Origin of the sequence: Microbacterium sp. AK031, assembly GCF_024807145.1 — a bacterium.
Taxonomy (GTDB): Bacteria; Actinomycetota; Actinomycetes; order Actinomycetales; family Microbacteriaceae; genus Microbacterium.
In genome coordinates this window covers 82833-102473 of record NZ_JANUCA010000005.1, presented here as the reverse complement: position 1 = coordinate 102473, position 19641 = coordinate 82833, and the positions used below count along the sequence as shown (strand labels likewise).

The window sequence follows — 19641 nt, the reverse complement described above, 5'->3', positions numbered from 1 at the left end:
ATGCACATGCACGAGGCTCTGCGCAAGGAATTTATTCGCGCCGATAGGATCACAGACATGCTTGATTCCCCGACATGGCCGGATGTGCTCACGACACTCTTGGAGCGACGCGATCTCAGCGTCTGGGAGTCGACATGGGCCATGCGTCAGGTGATGCAGGGGAACGTGTCGGACGCGAAGCTCGCCGGTTTTCTGATTGCCCTGCGTGCCAAGGGAGAGACGATCGACGAGATCGTCGGCTTCCGCGATGCGATCCTGGAAGCTGCTGTTCCGCTGCCGGTGTCGTCCAACGTGCTCGACATCGTCGGCACCGGCGGCGACCGCGTAGGAACCGTCAACGTCTCGACCACGGCCGCGGTCATCATCGGCGCCACAGGCATCCCGGTCGTCAAGCACGGCAACAGGGCTGCCAGCTCAGCATCCGGTTCGTCCGATGTTCTCGGTGCGCTCGGCCTGCAGCTCTCGCTCGCGCCGGAAGAGGTGGCGGCGGTGCTCGATCGCACGGGCATCACGTTCGCCTGGGCGGCGGCATTCCACCCCGGCTTCAAGCACGCGGGCACGGCGCGAGCAGAGCTCGGCGTGCCGACCGTGTTCAACATGCTCGGACCGCTCTGCAACCCCGCTCGCGCCGAGGCGAATGCCGTGGGTGTCGCGCAGCTGGAGCGTGTTCCGCTGATCACAGGTGTGTTCCGCACCAGAGGTGCGACCGCGCTCGTCTTCCGCGGCGATGACGGCCTCGACGAGCTGACGACGACCGGCCACAGCCGCATCTGGGAAGTCAGTCTCGGAGACATTCACGAACACGATCTCGACCCGCGCGATCTCGGCATCCCGACCGCAGATCTCGCCGACCTCATCGGCGGTTCGCCGGAGCACAACGCCGGAGTGCTCCGCGATACCCTTGCCGGTACGCGAGGCCCGGTGCGCGACATCGTCCTGCTGAACGCCGCGGCGGGAATCGTGGCATTCGAGCTCTCTCAGGATGCGACGCAGGTGCAGCGTCCGATCCTCGATCGCCTCCGCGACGGCTACGCACGGGCGGAGGCGGCGATCGACGACGGCAGCGCTGCCGCCAAGCTCGAGGCATGGGTCGACGCGACTCGAGAGCTCGCTTCGGCCTGAACGATCATGGATCCCGTAGCCGCGCTTCTCGAGATCGCGACGCTGCTCGAGCGGGAGAGGGCGTCGCGATATCGCGCGAAGGCCTTCCGTCAGGCCGCGGCGACGCTGCAGGAGATGCCGGACGACGTGCGCAACGATCCGACGCGCCTTCGTGCGGCGAAGGGCATCGGCGAGTCGACGTTCGCTGTGATCCGCCAGGCCCAGGCCGGTGAGACTCCGGGCTATCTCGTGGAGCTGCGCGGAGAGGTCGAGCCGGAACGCACGTCGGTTCTGCGGGGAAGGCTGCGCGGTGACCTGCACGCGCACACTGACTGGTCGGACGGCACGACGTCGATCGGCACGATGGCGGAGGCTGCCCGCTCTCTCGGACACGAGTACCTTGCGATCACCGACCACTCGCCGCGTCTCAAGGTCGCGCGTGGCCTCTCAGCTGAGCGCTTGCGCGAGCAGATGCCGCTCGTCCGTGCCGAATCGACCGATTCCTTCACCCTGTTCGCCGGAATCGAGGTGGACATCCTGGACGACGGGACGCTTGACCAGGATGCTGAGCTGCTGAGCGCCCTCGACATCGTCGTCGCATCCGTGCATTCCAAGTTGCGCATGGAACCGCGTCCGATGACCGCGCGCATGGTCGCGGCAGTGCGGAGCCCGCACGTCAATGTGCTGGGGCACTGCACTGGTCGACTGGTGCAGGGCGATCGCGGCACGCGCCCGCCCTCGCAGTTCGACGCGCGGGCAGTGTTCGACGCGTGCGCCGAGAACGGGGTTGCTGTGGAGATCAACGCCCGTCCGGAGCGGCAGGATCCGCCAGACGAGTTGATCGCGATCGCGTTGGATGCCGGCTGCCTGTTCTCCCTCGACTCAGACGCACATGCGCCAGGGCAGCTCTCGTTGCTGGATTACGGCGCGGAGCGCGCAGAGAAAGCCGGAGTGCCCGCCGAGCGGATCGTGACGACATGGGGCCTGGACCGGCTTAAAGCTTGGGCGGAATAGCCGGCGCGGCCGCAGCCGCGGCCGTGTCAGCGCCCGCATACGCGTCCGCGGTCGTGCGCGTCAGCGCCCGAGAGCCGCGATCGCCCGATCCATTGACGAGCCGAGGTTCCACTTCTGCGCGAGCGCCGTGGCGACGTCTGCTTCGGACGGGTCGAGCGCGCGCACTGGATTCGCGGGCGGTGCGATGTCGAGCGCGCGTGCGACCTCGACCACCGTCGGCGCGACGTCGAGATAGAGGGAGGCCGCCAGGATCTTCGCGCGCAGGCCTGCGCTCATGCCCTCGCCGGCCTCGGCAGCCGTGCGGATGCCGGCGAGGTCACCGTGGGTCTGCAGAAGAGTGGCCGCGGTCTTCTCGCCGACGCCCGGCACTCCGGGGAGTCCGTCTGAGGCGTCGCCGCGCATGGTCGCGAAGTCGGCGTATTGCGACGGAAGGACACCGTACTTGGCGACGACGCTGCTCTCGGTGAGTACCTCGAGATTGCTCATTCCGCGGGCGGTGTAGACGATGCGGATGCCGCGGTCGTCGTCGATGAGCTGGAACAGGTCGCGGTCGCCGGTGACGATGTCGACCGGCATGGTGGCGAGCGTCGCGAGGGTTCCGATCACATCGTCTGCCTCGTGTGCCGTGACGCCGATGATCGGGATGCCGAGCGCGGTCAGGGCTTCGCGGATCAGCGGGATCTGGGCTTCGAGCGGATCCGGCACCTCTTCGACGTCGGGGCCGGCCGGAACGACCTCGACGACGCGGTGCGCCTTGTAGCTGGGGATGAGATCGACGCGCCACTGCGGACGCCAGTCGTCATCCCAGCAGGCGACGATGTGCGTGGGGTCGTACAGGGTGACGAGTTTGGCGATGATGTCGAGCAGGCCGCGCACGGCGTTGACCGGGGAGCCGTCAGGAGCCTTCACCTTGTCAGGGACGCCGTAGAACGCACGGAAGTAGAGGGAAGCGGTGTCCAACAGCATCAGCCTGTCGCTCATGGGATCAGCATGGCACAGGGCTCGGACAGACCTGGAGCTGCTTGCCTCAGCAGCCGGGGGAGTCGGGCGCCTGCTGGCAGGTGTGCGCGACCAGCGCCGTGTGGGCCTCGAAGATGCGGATCTCCTGAGGTGCGCCGGAGGACGTGACTTCGCCGGAGATCGGGAACCAGCCGACGCCGAAATCGACCTCTGCGGTGTAGCGCACGTCGACCTGTGCGGAGTATGTGCCGCGCTCGGCGTACGTGTGGCTTGTGGGCGTCGGGGTGAACTGGGCTTGGCCGAGGTCAGCCCAAGACCGGCCGCCTGACGTGGTGGTCGCCGTCGTACCGTCGCCGAACCTGAAGTCGTAGCCGGCGGGCGTGAAGCGAACTACCACCGGGAACCCGAAGAGCGAGTCGTTCACAGTGTGGACGGATGCTGTCGCCACGAAGTTCGTCGGCAGGCCGACGACACCGACGTTGTCCGGCTCTCCGGCGATGGCGGAGCCGGCTGGTGCGAACCTCGCGATATCGGAGATCGTGATCGCAGGAATCGCCGGGGTGGCGGCTTCATCTGCTGGCACTTCTTCGTCGGCGTCTTCGGATTCCCGGAAGCAATGGATGTAGGAGTCCCAGCTGTCCAGGCACTGCTGGAAGTCGAACTCCGGCGGTGGAGTCCAATCTGACGGCGGAGTCCAGTCGGCATCGGTGCCGGGGTCCCAGTCGCCGATCGGGGAGTTGCCGGGGTTGCCGGGGGTGTCGTAGCTGCCGTCGATGATGACTTCGCCTGGACCGGTGCCCGTAACCACATCGACCCCACCCACGCCACCGTCATCATCAGTCCCAGTCGCGAGCAGAACTGAGGAAATCGCAATGGCAATCACTAGGAGACGCATGAACTGGCCTCGTCGCGGTCCGCACGATCAATTAGCAGCTCGCCATCGGACACCATGAAGATCACGCGTAAGGCGTTGATGTCTGGCCGGTCGGCGGGAACCACCGACGCGCCATTCTCGTCTACTACTCCGGAATCGCTGACGTCGAGGCAAACGAGCGCCGTGACTTTCGAGAGTCCCTTCTCCGCCTTGACTCCTTCGAACAGAATCATGCGGGTCTCGCCCCGCAGTTCATAGTTCTCGGCGTGTAGTTCAGAAAAAGATTTGCGATCAGCAGCTTCGAAATCGCCACTCGAAAGAGCGAACACCGGTTCGAACGTCACGGGGTCACTCGTATCCACAGCGTTCAACGCATCGTTGTACGCCCGATAGACCTCCTCAGCCGCGGCGAACGCCTCTTCCTCGGAAGCGAAAGCAGCTGTCGGGGTCGGCGTAGGCTCAGGAGTCGGCGTGCAGGCGCTCAGCGCCGTCGCTGCCAGGGTGAGAAGTGCCAGCATCCGGATCCGGCTCGTCTTCGATCGGGGGAGAGTCACCCGTTCACGGTAACGCGAAGCGTCAGCATCCGCCGGAGTTATCCACAGCAGCGTTCGCGACGATTCTCTGATAATCTGAAGTGTCACTCGTGGCGTGCACTCGCATGCCCGTTGATTGAAAATCCAAATCCATTCGCTACAGGCGATCACTCATGCGTGCATGAGCGCCCGTGGCCCGAGTACCCACCCAACAAGGACAACCCACTACATGACTACCGCAACGACCGCCCCGGCCACCAAGCAGGTCGCCATCAACGACATCGGATCTGCTGAGGACTTCCTGGCCGCGGTCGAGAAGACTCTGAAGTTCTTCAACGACGGCGACATCATCGAAGGCACGATCGTCAAGATCGACCGCGATGAGGTTCTGCTCGACGTCGGATACAAGACCGAGGGTGTCATCCCCTCCCGCGAACTCTCCATCAAGCACGACGTCGACCCCAACGAGGTCGTCAAGGTCGGCGACGAGGTCGAGGCTCTTGTTCTCCAGAAGGAGGACAAGGAAGGCCGTCTGATCCTGTCCAAGAAGCGTGCGCAGTACGAGCGCGCCTGGGGCGACGTCGAGAAGATCAAGGAAGACGACGGCGTCGTCACCGGTACGGTCATCGAGGTCGTCAAGGGCGGACTCATCGTCGACATCGGCCTCCGTGGCTTCCTGCCGGCATCGCTCATCGAGCTGCGTCGTGTCCGCGACCTGACCCCGTACCTGGGCCAGGAGATCGAGGCGAAGATCCTCGAGTTGGACAAGAACCGCAACAACGTCGTCCTCTCGCGCCGCGCTCTGCTCGAGCAGACGCAGTCCGAGTCGCGCTCGAACTTCCTCAACAACCTGCACAAGGGCCAGGTCCGCAAGGGCCAGGTCTCCTCGATCGTCAACTTCGGTGCGTTCGTCGACCTGGGCGGCGTTGACGGCCTCGTGCACGTCTCCGAGCTGTCCTGGAAGCACATCGAGCACGCATCCGAGGTCGTCGAGGTCGGCCAGGAGGTCACCGTCGAGATCCTCGAGGTTGACCTCGAGCGCGAGCGCGTCTCACTGTCGCTGAAGGCGACGCAGGAGGACCCGTGGCAGGTCTTCGCCCGCACCCACGCGATCGGCCAGATCGCACCGGGCAAGGTCACCAAGCTCGTTCCGTTCGGTGCGTTCGTTCGCGTCGCAGACGGCATCGAGGGCCTCGTGCACATCTCCGAGCTCTCCAGCAAGCACGTCGAGCTGGCTGAGCAGGTCGTGTCCGTCGGCGAAGAGGTCTTCGTCAAGGTCATCGACATCGACCTCGAGCGTCGCCGCATCTCGCTGTCGCTCAAGCAGGCCAACGAGTCGGTCGACCTGACCAGCACCGAGTTCGACCCGGCCCTGTACGGCATGCTCGCCGAGTACGACGAGAACGGCGAGTACAAGTACCCGGAGGGCTTCGACCCCGAGACCGGTGCGTGGAAGGAAGGCTTCGACTCCGCACGCGAGGCATGGGAGCAGGAGTACGCTGCAGCCCAGACTCGCTGGGAGGCTCACAAGGTCGCGGTTGCCAAGGCAGCCGAGGCCGAGGCCGCTGCAGGCGACGACTTCGCTGCAGCACAGACCTTCACCAGCGACTCCGGCGCCGGAACGCTTGCTGACGACGAGGCTCTCGCGGCTCTGCGCGAGAAGCTCTCGGGCGGCAACGTGTAAGCACGCCTTTTCAGGAACGGGTCGTCACCTTCGGGTGGCGGCCCGTTCCGCTTTTCTCCGGGCTTGACGCCTGCCGCTGCCTCGGTTCCCGCGCGTCGGCGGGAGGTTTTCGCACCGGAGGCGAGCTGAGAGCGTGCGAGAAGCTCCCATGGGCGGCAATCGCACGAGGGCGACGCTGATTCCGCGTGCGAAAAGCTCCCGCGGGCAGCAAACGCGCGAGCGTGGCGCGGATGCCGGGGCCGGTGTGACGGAACATTACGCTCGCTTTCGTAACATGGATGCGCCTCCGGGACGATGGGGGTATGTCCTCCGCACTCCTTGCTCCGCGCACCGGCAGCGCCCCGCTCGCCCTGGGTGCCGCGAATGCCGTGCGCCTCGAGAACGTCGAGCGCGGATTCGCCATGCCGGCGGGGCGGCGCGAAGTGCTGCGCGGGGTCGACGTCGAACTGGCGGCCGGGGAGATCGTCGCGGTGGTCGGACCGTCGGGCTGTGGCAAGTCGACGCTCCTTCGTCTCGTCGGAGGTCTGGATGCGCCGACGAACGGACGCATCAGCCTCGATGGCACCGGAGTCACCGACACCGACGAACGCACGGCCATCGCGTTCCAGGAACCCCGGCTGCTGCCGTGGCGCACGCTCGCACAGAACGTCGAGCTCGGTCTGCCTCGCGGTACCCGACGCCGCGAGGGACGCGAACGCGTGCGCGAACTGCTGCATCTGGTCGGCCTAGACCACGCGGCCGACCAGCATCCTCGTGAAGTGTCGGGAGGGATGGCGCAGCGCGCCTCGCTCGCCCGCGCCCTGGCACGCAACCCCGGCGTTCTCCTGCTCGACGAGCCGTTCGGTGCGCTCGACGCGCTGACGAGGCTGCGGATGCAGGACCTTCTGCTCGACATCCATGCTGCCGAGCCCACCACTGTCCTCCTCGTCACACATGACGTGGAGGAGGCCCTGTACCTCGCCGACCGCGTGCTGCTGCTGCGCTCGCTCGTCGGTGAGACAGGCACGAACGCGACATCCGTCGCACGCACCATCACAGTGCCGGGCATCCGCCCGCGTGACCGCGCCGATCGCGGCCTCGCAGACCTTCGCGCCGACCTTCTCGAAGGACTCGGCGTCGATACCCACCACCGCATTTCCACCGAGGAGACCCGATGAGCATCATCACCCGCCGAATCGTCCCTGCGATCGCCATCGCCGGAACGATGATGCTCGTCGCCACCGGCTGCATCGCCGGAGAAAACGCCGACGCCTCAGCACCCGATGACTCCACCGCAACGGGCGAGTGGTCCTCCGACACGCTCACGGTCGACTTCGCGACCTACAACCCGCTCAGCCTCGTGATCAAAGATCAGGGCATCCTCGAAGACATCCTCGGCGGCGACGTCGAGGTCGAATGGGTTCAGTCCGCCGGTTCCAACAAGGCCAACGAACTGCTGCGCTCCGGCTCGGTCGATGTCGGCTCGACGGCCGGCTCGGCGGCGCTGCTCGCACGTGCCAATGGCTCGCCCATTCAGGTCATCGACATCTACTCGCAGCCCGAGTGGTCGGCCATCGTCGTCGGACCCGACAGCGGCATCACCTCGCTCGAGGACCTCGCCGGCACCTCGATCGCCGCGACCAAGGGCACCGACCCGTACTTCTTCCTGCTGCAGGCACTTGAAGAGGGCGGCCTCTCGCTCGAAGACGTCGAGGTGCAGAACCTGCAGCACGCCGACGGTCGCGCGGCCCTCGACGGCGGTTCTGTCGACGCGTGGGCAGGCCTTGACCCGATCATGGCTGCCGCTGAGGTCGAATCGGGCGACCAGCTCATCTACCGCAACGTCGACTTCAACACCTACGGCTTCCTCAACGCCACCGAGGACTTCATCGACAACCACGCCGACCTCGCACAGGCCGTCGTCGACGCCTACGAGCAGGCGCGCGCCTGGGCGCTCGAGAACCCCGAAGAGACCGCTGCTCTGCTCGCCGAGGTCGCAGGAATCGACATCGAGGTCGCGACGACCGTGATCGAAGAGCGCTCGAACCTCGATGTGAACGGCATCCCGGGCGTCGCGCAGATCGAGGTGCTCGAGAAGATCGCTCCGGTGCTCGTCGACTCCGGCGATGTGCAGGGCGGCCAGGCATCCGTCGACAAGGCGCTCGAGACGATCGTGAACGCCACCTTCGCCGAGAAGGCGGCCAAGGGCGAATGATCATTCCGGACCAGCGAGTCGTCGTGCCGGCGGATTCGCGGGATGCCCTCGATTTCGCCAAGGGGGAGCGCCGGCGGACGGATGCCGTTCCTAGAGGCATCTGGGACCGCACCGGCGTCCGTGTGGCCGCCGGGCTGATCCTGCCCGTCATTATCCTCGTCGCATGGCACGTCGTCACCACGAGCGGCCTTGTGCCGCCGTACCGCCTTCCCACGCCGGCATCTGTGTTCACCGCGGGCGTCGAACTGGCCGAGGCCGGCCAGCTCTGGACGCACATCGCGATCTCGGTGCAGCGCGTGCTGCTGGGATTCGCGATCGGCTCCGTGATCGGCCTCGCTGCGGCGGGAGTCGTCGGGCTGTCCCGCCTCGGCGACGTGCTCCTCAGCCCGACCCTCGCAGCCCTCCGTGCCGTGCCTTCGCTCGCCTGGGTGCCGCTGCTCATCCTGTGGCTGCAGATCGGCGAGGAGTCGAAGGTCACGCTGATCGCGATCGGCGCGTTCTTCCCGGTGTACACGACGGTCGCCTCGGCGCTACGACACGTCGACCCTCAGCTGGTCGAAGCAGGGCGTTCATTCAGCCTGCGCGGATGGTCGCTGTTCCGCACGGTGCAGCTCCCTGCCGTCGTGCCCTCGGTGATCTCGGGGCTACGGCTCGCACTTGCACAGGCATGGCTGTTCCTCGTCGCCGCCGAGCTCATCGCCTCGTCGATGGGGCTCGGGTTCATGCTCACCGACTCGCAGAACAGCGGCCGCGTCGATCGCATCCTGCTGTCGATCGTGCTGCTCGCACTGCTCGGGACGATCACGAACGGGATTCTCGCGCTGGTCGAGAAGCACCTGCTCAAGAAGTGGGCGTGAGGGTGACTGAAGCACGACTGCTGGAGACGCGCGAGTACGCGCCTCCGGCCGGATTCACCGCGCAGGCGAACGTCACGGCAGAGATCTACGCCGAGGCGGATGCCGATCCCACCGGCTTCTGGGAGCGTGCTGCCGCACGGCTCGACTGGGCCGAGCCGTGGCGCACCGCGCATGAGTGGGAGCCGCCGACCGACGGCGCGATCCCGGCCGCGCGCTGGTTCGTCGGCGGGAAGCTCAACGTCGCGTACAACTGCGTCGACCGTCACGTCGTGGCCGGCCGCGGCGACAAGGTCGCCCTCCACTTCGAAGGCGAGCCGGGCGACCGCACCACCGTGACCTACGCCGATCTGCAGCGGCGCGTCTCGCAGGCCGCCAACGCCCTGCTCGCGCTCGGCATCGAGCCCGGCGACCGCGTCGTGATCTACCTCCCGGTGCTCGTCGAGACGATCGTGATCACACTCGCGTGCGCGCGTATCGGCGCCGTGCACTCGCTGGTGTTCGGGGGCTTCTCGGCAGAGGCCGTGCGCTTCCGGCTTCAGGACACCGGCGCGAAGCTGCTCGTCACGAGTGACGGCCAGTTCCGCAGAGGCACTTCCACCGAGGTCAAGTCGACCGCAGACGTCGCAGCCGCTGACCTGCCAGACCTGGAGCACGTGCTCGTGCTGCGCCGCACCGGTCAGGACGTCCCCTGGTCCGAGGGACGTGACGTCTGGTGGCATGACGTCGTCGACACCGCCTCGACTGAGCATGAGGCGCAGCCGTTCGACGCCGAGCATCCGCTCTTCATCATCTACACGTCCGGCACCACGGGAAAGCCGAAGGGCCTCGTCCACACCTCCGGCGGCTACCTGACGCATACGAGCTGGGCGCACTGGGCGCACTTCGATGCCAAGGCGGATGACGTGCACTGGTGCACCGCAGATCTGGCCTGGGTCACCGCCCACACCTACGAGATCTATGGGCCGCTCACGAATGGCCTCACCCAGGTCATCTACGAGGGCACGCCGGACACACCGCACCGGGAGCGGCACCTCGAGATCATCGAACGCTATGGCGTGACGGTGTACTACACCGCGCCCACATTGATCCGTACCTTCATGACATGGTTCGGAGCGGATCTCCCCGCCGGGCACGACCTGTCCAGCCTGCGTCTGCTCGGCACAGTCGGAGAGGCGATCAACCCGGAGGCGTGGATCTGGTTCCGCCGCAATTTCGGTCGTGATGAGCTGCCGATCGTCGACACCTGGTGGCAGTCCGAAACAGGAGCAGCGATGATCGCGCCGCTGCCCGGCATCACGACGCTCAAGCCCGGATCCGCCACTGTGCCGCTGCCGGGCATCGACGCGACCGTGGTCGACGAGCATGGTGAAGAGGTCGCACCAGGGCGCTCCGGGACGCTGGTCGTGCGCCGACCATGGCCGGGGACGGCGCGGACCGTCTGGGGCGACCCGCAGCGCTACCGCGACTCGTACTGGTCGGCGTACGCCGGCCACGGCGATTTCGGTGGCTACTACGTCGCCGGTGACGGTGCGACCAAGGATGCCGACGGACACATCTGGATTCTCGGACGCCTCGACGATGTCGTGAACGTCTCCGGTCACCGCCTCTCCACGATCGAGATCGAATCAGCCCTCGTCGCGCACGAGAGCGTGGGGGAGGCCGGCACCGCAGGCGTGCCCGATCCGGTGACCGGCCAGGCGGTGGTCGCATTCGTGACGCCGTCCGGTGCGGCAGCGGTGACGGCATCCGCTTTGCGCGACCAGGTCGCGGTCGCGATCGGACCGGTCGCCAAGCCGAAGCACATCATCGTCGTTCATGATCTTCCCAAGACGCGTTCGGGCAAGATCATGCGCCGCCTGCTCGCGCAGCTGTGGGAGGCTGAACAGGATCGACGCGCCGGCCGTGAGCCGAAGGCGCTCGGAGACACGACATCACTGCAGAACCCGTGGGCCGTCGACGGTATCGCCGACGTGCTGGCCGCGGCCCAATCGAGGACATCATGACGCAAGAGCACCGCTTCGGGTTCCGCACCCGAGCACTCCACGCGGGCGGCACGCCCGACGCATCCACTGGCGCCCGCGCCGTGCCGATCTATCAGACGACGTCGTTCGTCTTCGATGACGCGACGGATGCCGGCAACCTCTTCGCCCTGCAGAAGTACGGCAACATCTATTCGCGCATCGGCAACCCCACAGTCGCGGCTCTCGAGGAGCGGCTCGCATCACTCGAAGGCGGTATCGGGGCGGTGGCCACGGCATCCGGCATGAGCGCGGAGTTCATCACGTTCGCCGCCCTCGTCGGCGCGGGCGATCACGTCGTCGCCTCCGCGCAGCTCTACGGTGGCACCGTCACCCAGCTGGATGTGACGCTGCGGCGCTTCGGCGTCGAGACGACGTTCGTACCGTCGAGCGATCCCGCCGATTTCGCAGCGGCGATCCGTCCCGAGACCAAGGTCGTCTACGTCGAGATGATCGGCAATCCGTCCGGTGAGATCGCCGACATCGAGGGTCTCGCGGCGGTCGCCCATGAGGCCGACGTGCCGCTCGTGGTCGACGCGACACTCGCCACGCCGTATCTCGCACGGCCACTCGAGCACGGCGCCGACATCGTGATCCACTCTGTGACGAAGTTCCTCGGCGGGCACGGCACGACGCTCGGCGGCATCGTGATCGAGAAGGGCACGTTCGACTGGGGTAGCGGGAAGTTCCCCCAGATGACCGAGCCGGTCGAGTCGTACGGCGGCATCAAGTGGTGGGACAACTTCGGCGAGTACGGGTTCCTCACGAAGCTCCGTTCCGAGCAGCTGCGCGACATCGGTCCCGCCCTCAGCCCGCAATCGGCGTTCAACCTGCTGCAGGGCGTTGAGACGCTCCCACAGCGCATCGACGCCCATCTCGCGAACGCGCGGATCATCGCCGAGTGGCTGGATGCGGACCCTCGGGTGTCGTACGTCACGTGGGCCGGATTGGAAGCGCATCCGCACCATGGGCGAGCGGCGAAGTATCTTCCGCTCGGGCCCGGTTCGGTGTTCGCCTTCGGCGTCGCAGCGGATGACGGGCGCGCGGCGGGGGAGGCCGTCATCGAGAACCTGCAGCTCGCCTCGCACCTCGCGAACATCGGCGATGCGCGCACACTCGTCATCCACCCGGCATCCACGACCCACCGTCAGCTCACGGGCCCGCAGCTCGAGGCAGCCGGCGTGCGACCCGACCTGATCCGCATCTCGGTCGGCCTGGAAGACGCGGATGACATCATCTGGGATCTCGATCAGGCTCTCACCGCAGCGACAGGAGCGACCCGTTGAGTACTTCGACTACCGTGGATTCCTGCGCGCTTCCGACTCCCACGGATGCTGTCGCTTGTGCGCTGCCCGGAGCGCCAGCCGATGCAGCATCCGAGCGCACATGGATCGGTCCGAACCAGCAGGAGCGTTTTGCGCTGCTGCGCCGATCGAAGTCGGTCGCGATCGTCGGGGCATCCAACAATCCCGCGCGCGCGTCGTATTTCGTGACGACATACCTGCTCTCCAGCTCGCCGTACGACGTGTATCTCGTGAACCCGCGCGAGACGGAGATCCTGGGACAGCCGGTGTACGCGTCGCTCGCCGACCTGCCGGTCGTGCCCGACATCGTGGACGTGTTCCGCAAGCACGATGACCTTCCCGGTGTCGCACAGGAGGCCATCGACGTGGGAGCTGCGACGCTGTGGCTCCAGCTCGGTTCATGGAATGAGCAGGCCGCGTCGCTCGCGGAAGCCGCCGGGCTGTCCGTCGTGATGGACCGCTGCATCAAGATCGAACACGCGCGATTCCACGGCGGACTGCATCTGGCAGGCTTCGACACCGGCGTGATCAGCTCCAGACGACAGGTGCTCGCGCGCTGAGCCGTCGGCTGCTCGAACCATAGACTGACGGCATGCCTCTCATCGCGCTGACCGGTGGAATCGCCTCCGGAAAGTCCACGATCGCCCGCCGGCTCGAATCATTCGGGGCAGTGGTGGTCGATGCGGATCAGATCGTGCGCGACGTGCAGGCACCAGGCACGCCGGTGCTCGGCGAGATCGCCGCGGCGTTCGGCGACGACCTGATCGATTCGTCGGGGGCGCTGGATCGTGCTGCGCTCGGTGCGCGGGTGTTCTCAGAACCCGACGCGCTGGCACGGCTGAACGCCATCGTGCACCCTGCCGTGCGACGCGAGTCGCAGCGCCGGTTCGAAGCCGCATTCGCCGAGAACCCGGAAGCCGTGGTCGTCTACGACGTGCCGCTGCTCGTCGAAGCGCGGGTGGACGACCACTGGGACCTGATCGTCGTCGCGCATGCACCGGCCGAAGAGCGGCGGCGCCGTCTGATCGAGTTGCGCGGAATGCAGCCGGAAGAAGCGCAGAACCGCATCGACGCCCAGGTTTCGGATGAGAAGCGGCTCACGATCGCGGATGTCGTGATCGACACCGCCGGGTCGATGGAACAGACCGATCAGCAGGTGGATGCGCTTTGGCAGCGGCTGACGGGGGAGTGAGCCCAGAGGACTTCGCGGGTCACATCCCTCGCACACGGTCGTATCGGCGGCTGATCGCCGGACTCTTCTTCGCGGGTGTCGCGACGTTCGCCCAGCTGTATTCGCTGCAGGCGGTGCTGCCGCAGGTCGCCACCGATCTCGACGTACCGGCGGCGACCGCGGCACTGACGGTCTCTGCCGCTACGCTCGGGATCGGCGTGGCCGTGATCCCCTGGTCGCTCGTCGCCGATCGGATCGGGCGGATACCCGCGATGGCGATCGGCATCATCGCCGCCACCGCGTTCGGGCTCGCGGCACCGCTGAGCACCGAGATCGCCCTGCTGCTGGCACTGCGCCTCGGCGAAGGGCTCGCCCTCGGCGCCGTGCCCGCGGTGGCGCTCGCGTACCTCAGTGAGGAGGTTCACGCGCGACATGTCGCGGCTGCCGCCGGCAGCTACACCGCAGGAACGACCGTCGGCGGACTCGCGGGGCGACTGGTCGCGGGCCCGATCGGCGAAGCGTTCGACTGGCGCATCGGCGTGTGGAGCGTCACGGTGCTGTGCACCGCCGCCGCAGTTCTCTTCCTCTGGCTCGTGCCCCGCGCACGGAGGTTCGTGCCGGGGCGGAGGCGAGCGGATGCCGGACCCGGCATGGTCGCGCGCCTCATCCGCGCGCTGCGTTCGCCGCGTCTGCTCGCACTGTACGCGCAGGGTTTCTTACTCATGGGCGCGTTCGTCGCTGTGTACAACTATCTCGGGTTCCACCTCATCGCGCCGCCGTTCTTGTTGCCGGTCTGGTTGGTGACGCTGCTGTTCCTCGCCTATCTGGCCGGCACCGTGTCATCGCCGTGGGCAGGGGCTCTGGCTGCGCGGCACGGACGCCGCGCTGTGCTGATCGGGGCGATCGGACTCTTCGTCGGTGGGGCGGCCCTGATGTACGTCACCGTGCCGATCGTCATCCTCGTCGGCCTCGTCGTGTTCACCGGCGGTTTCTTCGGTGCGCACGCGATCGCGTCGAGCTGGGCGCCCGTCCTCGCTGAGCCGTCGAGCCGCGCCCAGGCGCCGTCGCTGTACTACTTCGCCTACTACGCAGGGTCGAGTCTGTTCGGATGGGCGCTGGGCGTGGTGTTCGGCCAGGCGGGCTGGGCGTGGTTCCTCGGAACGGTGATCGCCATGGGGGTGGTCGCTGCGATCATCGCGGCGGTGCTGTTGAGATCCGATCGAGCAATGGATGCCTAGACTCGAGCCCGTGCATCACACCCTCCTCAACGCCTACGACTCCCAACTGCGCACCTCAGCGGAGATGTTGCGTCAATCGAGCACCGGAAGCCACGGGCCGTTGTGGTTCGCTCTCTTCCCCGGCGGACGCGGCTTCGTCACCTACGAGTCCCTCGATGGCGCCGGCGAAGACGAGATCGCTGAACTCGTCGATGCCGCCGTGGAACACTTCGACGCTCGTTCCGACGTCAAGGTCATCGAGTGGAAGACACGGGCGCACGATGTCGCGCCCGGACTGCACGAGGCTCTCATCTCCCGTGGCTTCGCGCCCGAAGAACCGGAGTCCATCATGATCGGCGAGGCCGCGCTGCTTGCTCAGGAGGTGCGGGTCCCCGCCGGGGTGGAGATCCGCCCAGTGCGCGACGCGGCGGAGATCTGGGCGATGGAGGAGATGCGGGGCTCTGTCTTCGCCGACGCCGAATGGCGGGCACGCGCGGAGGCGACCCTGGCGGAGTGGTCGGCGGGCTCCGACACAGGATTATGGATCGCGCTCGTGGACGGTGACGTCGTGAGCGCCGGACGACTGGAGCCCGTGCCGGACACCGACTTCGCCGGCCTCTGGGGCGGAGCGACCCTGCCGCAGTGGCGTGGCCGCGGCATCTATCGTGCGCTGACAGCCAGACGCGCGCGTTCCGCGCTGCTGCAGGGAAAGAGGTACGTGAATGCGGATTGCACCGACCTGTCCCGACCGATCCTCGAGCGATCAGGACTGATCAAGGTGTCCACGACCACACCGTACATTCTCCGTCAGCCGTCGGTCTGAGCCGCTGACTGCTGTCTGCGTCGCCGGAAGAACAGCACGACCGCGACGATCAGGCCGATCAGGAGAAGGCCGGCCAGCACAGGAAAGATGATCGCGAGCGCGGCGAGCAGGAACGATGCGCCGTCCTCGGCCGTGCTGAGCACCGGGGCCGCGAGTCCGCCGGTGACGGTGTTCGCCGTCACACGCGCGGTGGCCTTGACGACGTGCACGATCAGGGCGATCGCGATGCCCGTGACGATCGGCACCCAGGTGTTCTCTGAGAAGAACGACGAAGGGTCGTCGACGGCGACCGTCTCCGAGCTCGCGCCCGCGCCGAACACGATGCCGCCTGAGGCCGGACGGAGCACGCTCTGGACGACATCGTTGATCGAATCGAGCGCGGGGATCTTGTCGGCGACGACTTCGAGGAGCAGCAGGGCGCCGAGAATCCAGAGGGCGATGTCGCTGGAGATCCAGGACCAGCCGGAAGGAAGGTTCACCGCCGGAAGGAATCGGTCGGCGAGACCGAGCAGGAAGAGCGGCATCCAGGCGTTCAGCCCGGCCGATGCCGCGAGACTGGAGCCGATCAGGAACTCGATCACGGCCCCACTATAGGGCGATGACGTCGAGCGCCCGCCCGAGTGCACAGTCGGCGACCCCGATGTCTGAGGCTCCGCATACGCTTGAGACATGCAACCCACGCGCAGTGTCCGTCCCTTCGAGGTGATCAGCGAGTACGAGCCGGCGGGTGACCAGCCGCAAGCGATCGCCGATCTGGCATCGCGCATCAACGCCGGCGAGACCGACGTCGTGCTGCTCGGCGCCACCGGTACCGGAAAATCTGCGACGACAGCCTGGCTCGTCGAGCAGGTGCAGCGACCGACGCTGGTTCTGGCGCACAACAAGACTCTCGCCGCTCAGCTGGCGAACGAGTTCAGAGAGCTCATGCCGAACAACGCGGTGGAGTACTTCGTCTCGTACTACGACTATTACCAGCCAGAGGCCTACGTACCGCAGACCGACACCTTCATCGAGAAGGACTCCTCGGTCAACGCCGAGGTCGAGCGTCTGCGTCACTCCACGACCAATTCGCTCCTGTCGCGGCGTGACGTGGTCGTGGTGTCCACGGTGTCGTGCATCTACGGCCTCGGTGCGCCGGAGGAGTATCTGCGTGCGATGGTCGCCCTGCAGGTGGGTGAGCGCTACGACCGCGATGCCCTGATCCGCCAGTTCATCGCGATGCAGTACAACCGCAACGACGTCGACTTCTCCCGCGGCAACTTCCGGGTGCGCGGTGACACGATCGAGATCATCCCCGTCTATGAAGAGCACGCGATCCGCATCGAGCTGTTCGGCGACGAGATCGAAGCCCTCTACACGCTGCATCCACTGACCGGTGACGTCATCGAGAAGCTCGACGCGGTGCCGATCTTCCCCGCATCCCACTACGTCGCAGGCACCGATGTCGTGCAGCGCGCGATCGGCACGATCGAGGACGAACTGGCCGAGCGACTGAAGGAGTTCGAGCGTCAGGGCAAACTGCTCGAGGCCCAGCGACTGCGCATGCGCACCTCTTTCGATCTCGAGATGCTGCAGCAACTCGGATTCTGCTCCGGCATCGAGAACTACTCCCGCCACATGGACGGCCGCGAGCCCGGCGAGCCACCGCACACCTTGCTCGACTTCTTCCCCGACGACTTCCTCATGGTGATCGACGAGTCGCACGTGACGGTGCCGCAGATCGGCGCCATGTACGAGGGCGATGCGTCGCGCAAGCGCACTCTGGTCGACCACGGCTTCCGCCTGCCCAGCGCGATGGACAACCGGCCGTTGCGGTTCGACGAGTTCAAGAACCGCATCGGTCAGACGGTCTACCTCTCGGCGACGCCTGGCAAGTACGAGATGGGCATCGCCGACGGTGTGGTCGAGCAGATCATCCGTCCGACCGGACTCGTCGACCCGGAGATCATCGTCAAGCCGTCCAAGGGCCAGATCGACGATCTGCTGGAAGAGATCAGGCTGCGTGCGGGTCGTGATGAGCGTGTTCTCGTCACGACGCTGACGAAGAAGATGGCAGAAGAGCTCACCGACTTCCTGGGCGAGCACGGCGTGCGGGTGAGGTACCTTCACTCCGACGTCGACACGCTCCGACGGGTCGAGCTGCTCAGCGAACTTCGCTCCGGCGTGTACGACGTGCTGGTCGGCATCAACCTGTTGCGCGAGGGTCTCGACCTCCCCGAGGTGTCGTTGGTCGCGATTCTGGATGCTGACAAAGAGGGGTTCCTGCGCTCCGGAACGTCTCTCATCCAGACGATCGGGCGTGCGGCCCGAAACGTGTCCGGCCAGGTGCACATGTACGCCGACCGGATCACCGACTCGATGGCGAAGGCCATCGAGGAGACCGATCGTCGCCGCGAGAAGCAGGTCGCGTACAACAAAGAACGCGGCATCGACCCGCAGCCGCTGCGCAAACGCATCGCCGACATCACCGACGTGCTGGCCCGTGAGGCGTCAGACACCGAAGACCTGCTGCGAAGCAAGAACAGGACGAAGTCCGGCCGTGGCAAGAGCCCCACACCTCAGCTGCGTCGAGAGGGCATCGCAGCCGAGGGCGCCGAGCAGCTGGAGGACATGATCAAGGACCTGTCCGATCAGATGCTCGCCGCGGCGGCGGAGCTGAAGTTCGAACTTGCCGGCCGGCTCCGCGACGAGGTGCAGGATCTCAAGAAAGAACTGCGCGCCATGGAACGCGCCGGGCACGCGTAGGAGTGGTGATGTCGAGCACGGACGCCGCCGCCACTGAACTCGCCGACCGGGTCCGAGCGCTGCTGATGTCAGAGCCTGGACTCGAGGAGAAGCGGATGTTCGGCACGCGCGCATTCCTGCTGCACGGTCGTATCCTCGTCGGTACACGCAAAGAAGGTGTTCTCCTCGTGCGCGTCACTGAGGAGAGGGGAGTTGCGCTGCTGACCGAGCCTGGCGTCTCAGTTGCCGTGATGGGTGCGAAGACGATGGGACCGAGTTGGCTGGACGTCGCGCCGACGGCCATCGAGGACGATGATGCGCTGATGTCATGGATCGACGCTGCACGGGAGAGCTCAGGCGCTTAGCTGTCGACGGACTCAAGCCCTCGGGGCGTTGCCAGTCACGGGCAGTGCATGAGAGGTTTCGGACCGGACCGGTCGATCTCGTGCTCAGTCATGGGGCGGCCGCACAGGGGACACGCGCGTTCGGCGCGTTGGGCGGCAGAAGGGGGAGGGGTGGCCTCATAGGGGCCGACCGCGGCCGGTCCCGCCAGGCGGATGAGGGTCTTGTTGAACCAGCGATACAGCCCGCCCGCTTCGCGGACGCGTGTGCGGAACGGCACTCGTTCGGAACGGTTCGACATAATCATTAGTGTACTAATGATTAGCCCAATAGGTATAATCGGGATGTGACGGATTCGGACGATCTCCTCAAGCTCGAGAACCAGCTCTGCTTCGCCTTGGTGACCGCAGCGCGCAACGTCGTGGCGATCTATCGGCCTATCCTCGAGCCCCTCGGCCTGACGCATCCGCAGTACCTCGTGATGCTCGCCCTCTGGGAGCGATCGCCGCGCACGCTCAACGACCTCGCCGCAGATCTCGCGATGGATCCGGCGACCGCATCGCCGTTGGTCAAGCGCCTCGAGAAGGACGGCCTGATCGCGCGTGAGCGCAGCAGCGAAGACGAGCGGCGCCTCGACATCCGTCTCACCGAGGCCGGTCGGGCGCTTCGCAGCAGGGCGCTGGAAGTGCCACATCAAGTGATGGATGCGGTGCACATGGACGTTCAGCAGGTGACTGCCCTGCGCGACGGTTTGTCCCCATTCGCGGGTCGCGCTCCGATCGAGCCGGCGCGCACACCATAGGGTGAAGGCATGAGTTGTCCGTC

Annotated in this window: 20 protein-coding genes; 15 read left to right on the top strand and 5 right to left on the bottom strand. The window is 66.4% G+C overall.

Annotated features, from left to right (window positions below):
* Nucleotides 1-57 precede the first annotated feature (57 nt).
* Both trpD and HDC95_RS11080 read left to right on the top strand, forming a co-directional pair.
* Entirely contained in the window at nucleotides 58-1122 is a 1065-nt protein-coding gene (trpD, locus tag HDC95_RS11085; protein ID WP_259063537.1) for an anthranilate phosphoribosyltransferase, read from the top strand.
* Between the two features lie 6 nt (nucleotides 1123-1128).
* The gene (locus HDC95_RS11080) at nucleotides 1129-2115 is read left to right on the top strand and encodes a PHP domain-containing protein (RefSeq protein WP_259063536.1); all 987 of its coding nucleotides are present in this window, start codon (nucleotides 1129-1131) and stop codon (nucleotides 2113-2115) included.
* A 60-nt stretch (nucleotides 2116-2175) separates the two neighbouring features.
* On the opposite strand, the gene HDC95_RS11075 is transcribed toward HDC95_RS11080, so the two are convergent.
* The 3 genes from HDC95_RS11075 to HDC95_RS11065 all read right to left on the bottom strand — a co-directional run bounded on the left by HDC95_RS11075 (nucleotide 2176) and on the right by HDC95_RS11065 (nucleotide 4503).
* Nucleotides 2176-3096, bottom strand: a complete 921-nt coding sequence (locus HDC95_RS11075; protein ID WP_259063535.1) for a 5'-3' exonuclease — start codon at nucleotides 3094-3096, stop codon at nucleotides 2176-2178.
* A gap of 46 nt (nucleotides 3097-3142) precedes the next feature.
* On the bottom strand, nucleotides 3143-3883 hold the full coding sequence (locus HDC95_RS11070) for a hypothetical protein (RefSeq protein WP_259063534.1): 741 nt from the start codon (nucleotides 3881-3883) through the stop codon (nucleotides 3143-3145).
* 74 nt (nucleotides 3884-3957) lie between these two features.
* Nucleotides 3958-4503 carry a hypothetical protein gene (locus HDC95_RS11065; RefSeq protein ID WP_259063532.1) on the bottom strand — a complete coding sequence of 182 codons (546 nt, stop codon included), beginning with the start codon at nucleotides 4501-4503 and terminating at the stop codon, nucleotides 3958-3960.
* Nucleotides 4504-4711: 208 nt separating this feature from the next.
* Between HDC95_RS11065 and rpsA the strand changes: the two genes are divergently transcribed.
* The 10 genes from rpsA to HDC95_RS11015 all read left to right on the top strand — a co-directional run bounded on the left by rpsA (nucleotide 4712) and on the right by HDC95_RS11015 (nucleotide 15750).
* Nucleotides 4712-6166, top strand: coding sequence for a 30S ribosomal protein S1 (rpsA, locus tag HDC95_RS11060; protein WP_259063530.1), 1455 nt, complete (start codon nucleotides 4712-4714; stop codon nucleotides 6164-6166).
* Between the two features lie 302 nt (nucleotides 6167-6468).
* The gene (locus HDC95_RS11055) at nucleotides 6469-7323 is read left to right on the top strand and encodes an ABC transporter ATP-binding protein (RefSeq protein WP_259063528.1); all 855 of its coding nucleotides are present in this window, start codon (nucleotides 6469-6471) and stop codon (nucleotides 7321-7323) included.
* Nucleotides 7320-8360, top strand: a complete 1041-nt coding sequence (locus HDC95_RS11050; protein ID WP_259063527.1) for an aliphatic sulfonate ABC transporter substrate-binding protein — start codon at nucleotides 7320-7322, stop codon at nucleotides 8358-8360. Before HDC95_RS11055 ends, HDC95_RS11050 begins: the two co-directional genes overlap by 4 nt.
* Nucleotides 8357-9217: an ABC transporter permease gene (locus HDC95_RS11045; protein ID WP_259063526.1), complete on the top strand. Its 861-nt coding sequence runs from the start codon at nucleotides 8357-8359 to the stop codon at nucleotides 9215-9217. Before HDC95_RS11050 ends, HDC95_RS11045 begins: the two co-directional genes overlap by 4 nt.
* A complete protein-coding gene (gene acs / locus HDC95_RS11040) occupies nucleotides 9208-11220 on the top strand; it encodes an acetate--CoA ligase (RefSeq protein WP_396652695.1) in 2013 nt (670 codons plus the stop codon). The genes HDC95_RS11045 and acs overlap by 10 nt, the downstream gene beginning before the upstream one ends.
* Nucleotides 11217-12521: an O-acetylhomoserine aminocarboxypropyltransferase/cysteine synthase family protein gene (locus HDC95_RS11035; protein WP_259063523.1), complete on the top strand. Its 1305-nt coding sequence runs from the start codon at nucleotides 11217-11219 to the stop codon at nucleotides 12519-12521. The genes acs and HDC95_RS11035 overlap by 4 nt, the downstream gene beginning before the upstream one ends.
* A 62-nt stretch (nucleotides 12522-12583) precedes the next feature.
* Entirely contained in the window at nucleotides 12584-13099 is a 516-nt protein-coding gene (locus tag HDC95_RS11030) for a CoA-binding protein (RefSeq protein ID WP_259063694.1), read from the top strand.
* A 32-nt stretch (nucleotides 13100-13131) separates the two neighbouring features.
* Nucleotides 13132-13731, top strand: a complete 600-nt coding sequence (gene coaE / locus HDC95_RS11025) for a dephospho-CoA kinase (protein WP_259063522.1) — start codon at nucleotides 13132-13134, stop codon at nucleotides 13729-13731.
* Nucleotides 13707-14948 (top strand): MFS transporter, encoded by a 1242-nt coding sequence (locus HDC95_RS11020; protein ID WP_259063521.1) that lies wholly within the window; start codon nucleotides 13707-13709, stop codon nucleotides 14946-14948. Before coaE ends, HDC95_RS11020 begins: the two co-directional genes overlap by 25 nt.
* A gap of 10 nt (nucleotides 14949-14958) precedes the next feature.
* Nucleotides 14959-15750, top strand: coding sequence for a GNAT family N-acetyltransferase (locus HDC95_RS11015; protein ID WP_259063520.1), 792 nt, complete (start codon nucleotides 14959-14961; stop codon nucleotides 15748-15750).
* Here HDC95_RS11015 and HDC95_RS11010 read toward each other — a convergent pair.
* Nucleotides 15735-16331 (bottom strand): DUF4126 domain-containing protein, encoded by a 597-nt coding sequence (locus HDC95_RS11010; RefSeq protein WP_259063518.1) that lies wholly within the window; start codon nucleotides 16329-16331, stop codon nucleotides 15735-15737. The genes HDC95_RS11015 and HDC95_RS11010 overlap by 16 nt on opposite strands.
* Nucleotides 16332-16419: 88 nt before the next feature.
* Here HDC95_RS11010 and uvrB point away from each other — a divergent pair, with 88 nt between their 5' ends.
* Both uvrB and HDC95_RS11000 read left to right on the top strand, forming a co-directional pair.
* Nucleotides 16420-18495, top strand: a complete 2076-nt coding sequence (gene uvrB / locus HDC95_RS11005; RefSeq protein WP_259063517.1) for an excinuclease ABC subunit UvrB — start codon at nucleotides 16420-16422, stop codon at nucleotides 18493-18495.
* Between the two features lie 8 nt (nucleotides 18496-18503).
* On the top strand, nucleotides 18504-18839 hold the full coding sequence (locus tag HDC95_RS11000) for a DUF1801 domain-containing protein (RefSeq protein ID WP_259063516.1): 336 nt from the start codon (nucleotides 18504-18506) through the stop codon (nucleotides 18837-18839).
* A gap of 35 nt (nucleotides 18840-18874) precedes the next feature.
* On the opposite strand, the gene HDC95_RS10995 is transcribed toward HDC95_RS11000, so the two are convergent.
* Complete coding sequence (locus tag HDC95_RS10995; protein WP_259063515.1) at nucleotides 18875-19117, bottom strand: hypothetical protein; 243 nt, start codon at nucleotides 19115-19117, stop codon at nucleotides 18875-18877.
* Between the two features lie 45 nt (nucleotides 19118-19162).
* Here HDC95_RS10995 and HDC95_RS10990 point away from each other — a divergent pair, with 45 nt between their 5' ends.
* A complete protein-coding gene (locus tag HDC95_RS10990) occupies nucleotides 19163-19618 on the top strand; it encodes a MarR family winged helix-turn-helix transcriptional regulator (RefSeq protein ID WP_259063514.1) in 456 nt (151 codons plus the stop codon).
* Nucleotides 19619-19641: the final 23 nt, after the last annotated feature.

Coding starts and splice junctions, on each gene's coding strand:
- trpD (WP_259063537.1), top strand. CDS start 58: ATGCTTGATTCCCCGACATGGCCGGATGTGCTCACGACACTCTTGGAG.
- HDC95_RS11080 (WP_259063536.1), top strand. CDS start 1,129: ATGGATCCCGTAGCCGCGCTTCTCGAGATCGCGACGCTGCTCGAGCGG.
- HDC95_RS11075 (WP_259063535.1), bottom strand. CDS start 3,096: ATGAGCGACAGGCTGATGCTGTTGGACACCGCTTCCCTCTACTTCCGT.
- rpsA (WP_259063530.1), top strand. CDS start 4,712: ATGACTACCGCAACGACCGCCCCGGCCACCAAGCAGGTCGCCATCAAC.
- HDC95_RS11055 (WP_259063528.1), top strand. CDS start 6,469: ATGTCCTCCGCACTCCTTGCTCCGCGCACCGGCAGCGCCCCGCTCGCC.
- HDC95_RS11050 (WP_259063527.1), top strand. CDS start 7,320: ATGAGCATCATCACCCGCCGAATCGTCCCTGCGATCGCCATCGCCGGA.
- HDC95_RS11045 (WP_259063526.1), top strand. CDS start 8,357: ATGATCATTCCGGACCAGCGAGTCGTCGTGCCGGCGGATTCGCGGGAT.
- HDC95_RS11035 (WP_259063523.1), top strand. CDS start 11,217: ATGACGCAAGAGCACCGCTTCGGGTTCCGCACCCGAGCACTCCACGCG.
- coaE (WP_259063522.1), top strand. CDS start 13,132: ATGCCTCTCATCGCGCTGACCGGTGGAATCGCCTCCGGAAAGTCCACG.
- uvrB (WP_259063517.1), top strand. CDS start 16,420: ATGCAACCCACGCGCAGTGTCCGTCCCTTCGAGGTGATCAGCGAGTAC.
- HDC95_RS11000 (WP_259063516.1), top strand. CDS start 18,504: ATGTCGAGCACGGACGCCGCCGCCACTGAACTCGCCGACCGGGTCCGA.
- HDC95_RS10995 (WP_259063515.1), bottom strand. CDS start 19,117: ATGTCGAACCGTTCCGAACGAGTGCCGTTCCGCACACGCGTCCGCGAA.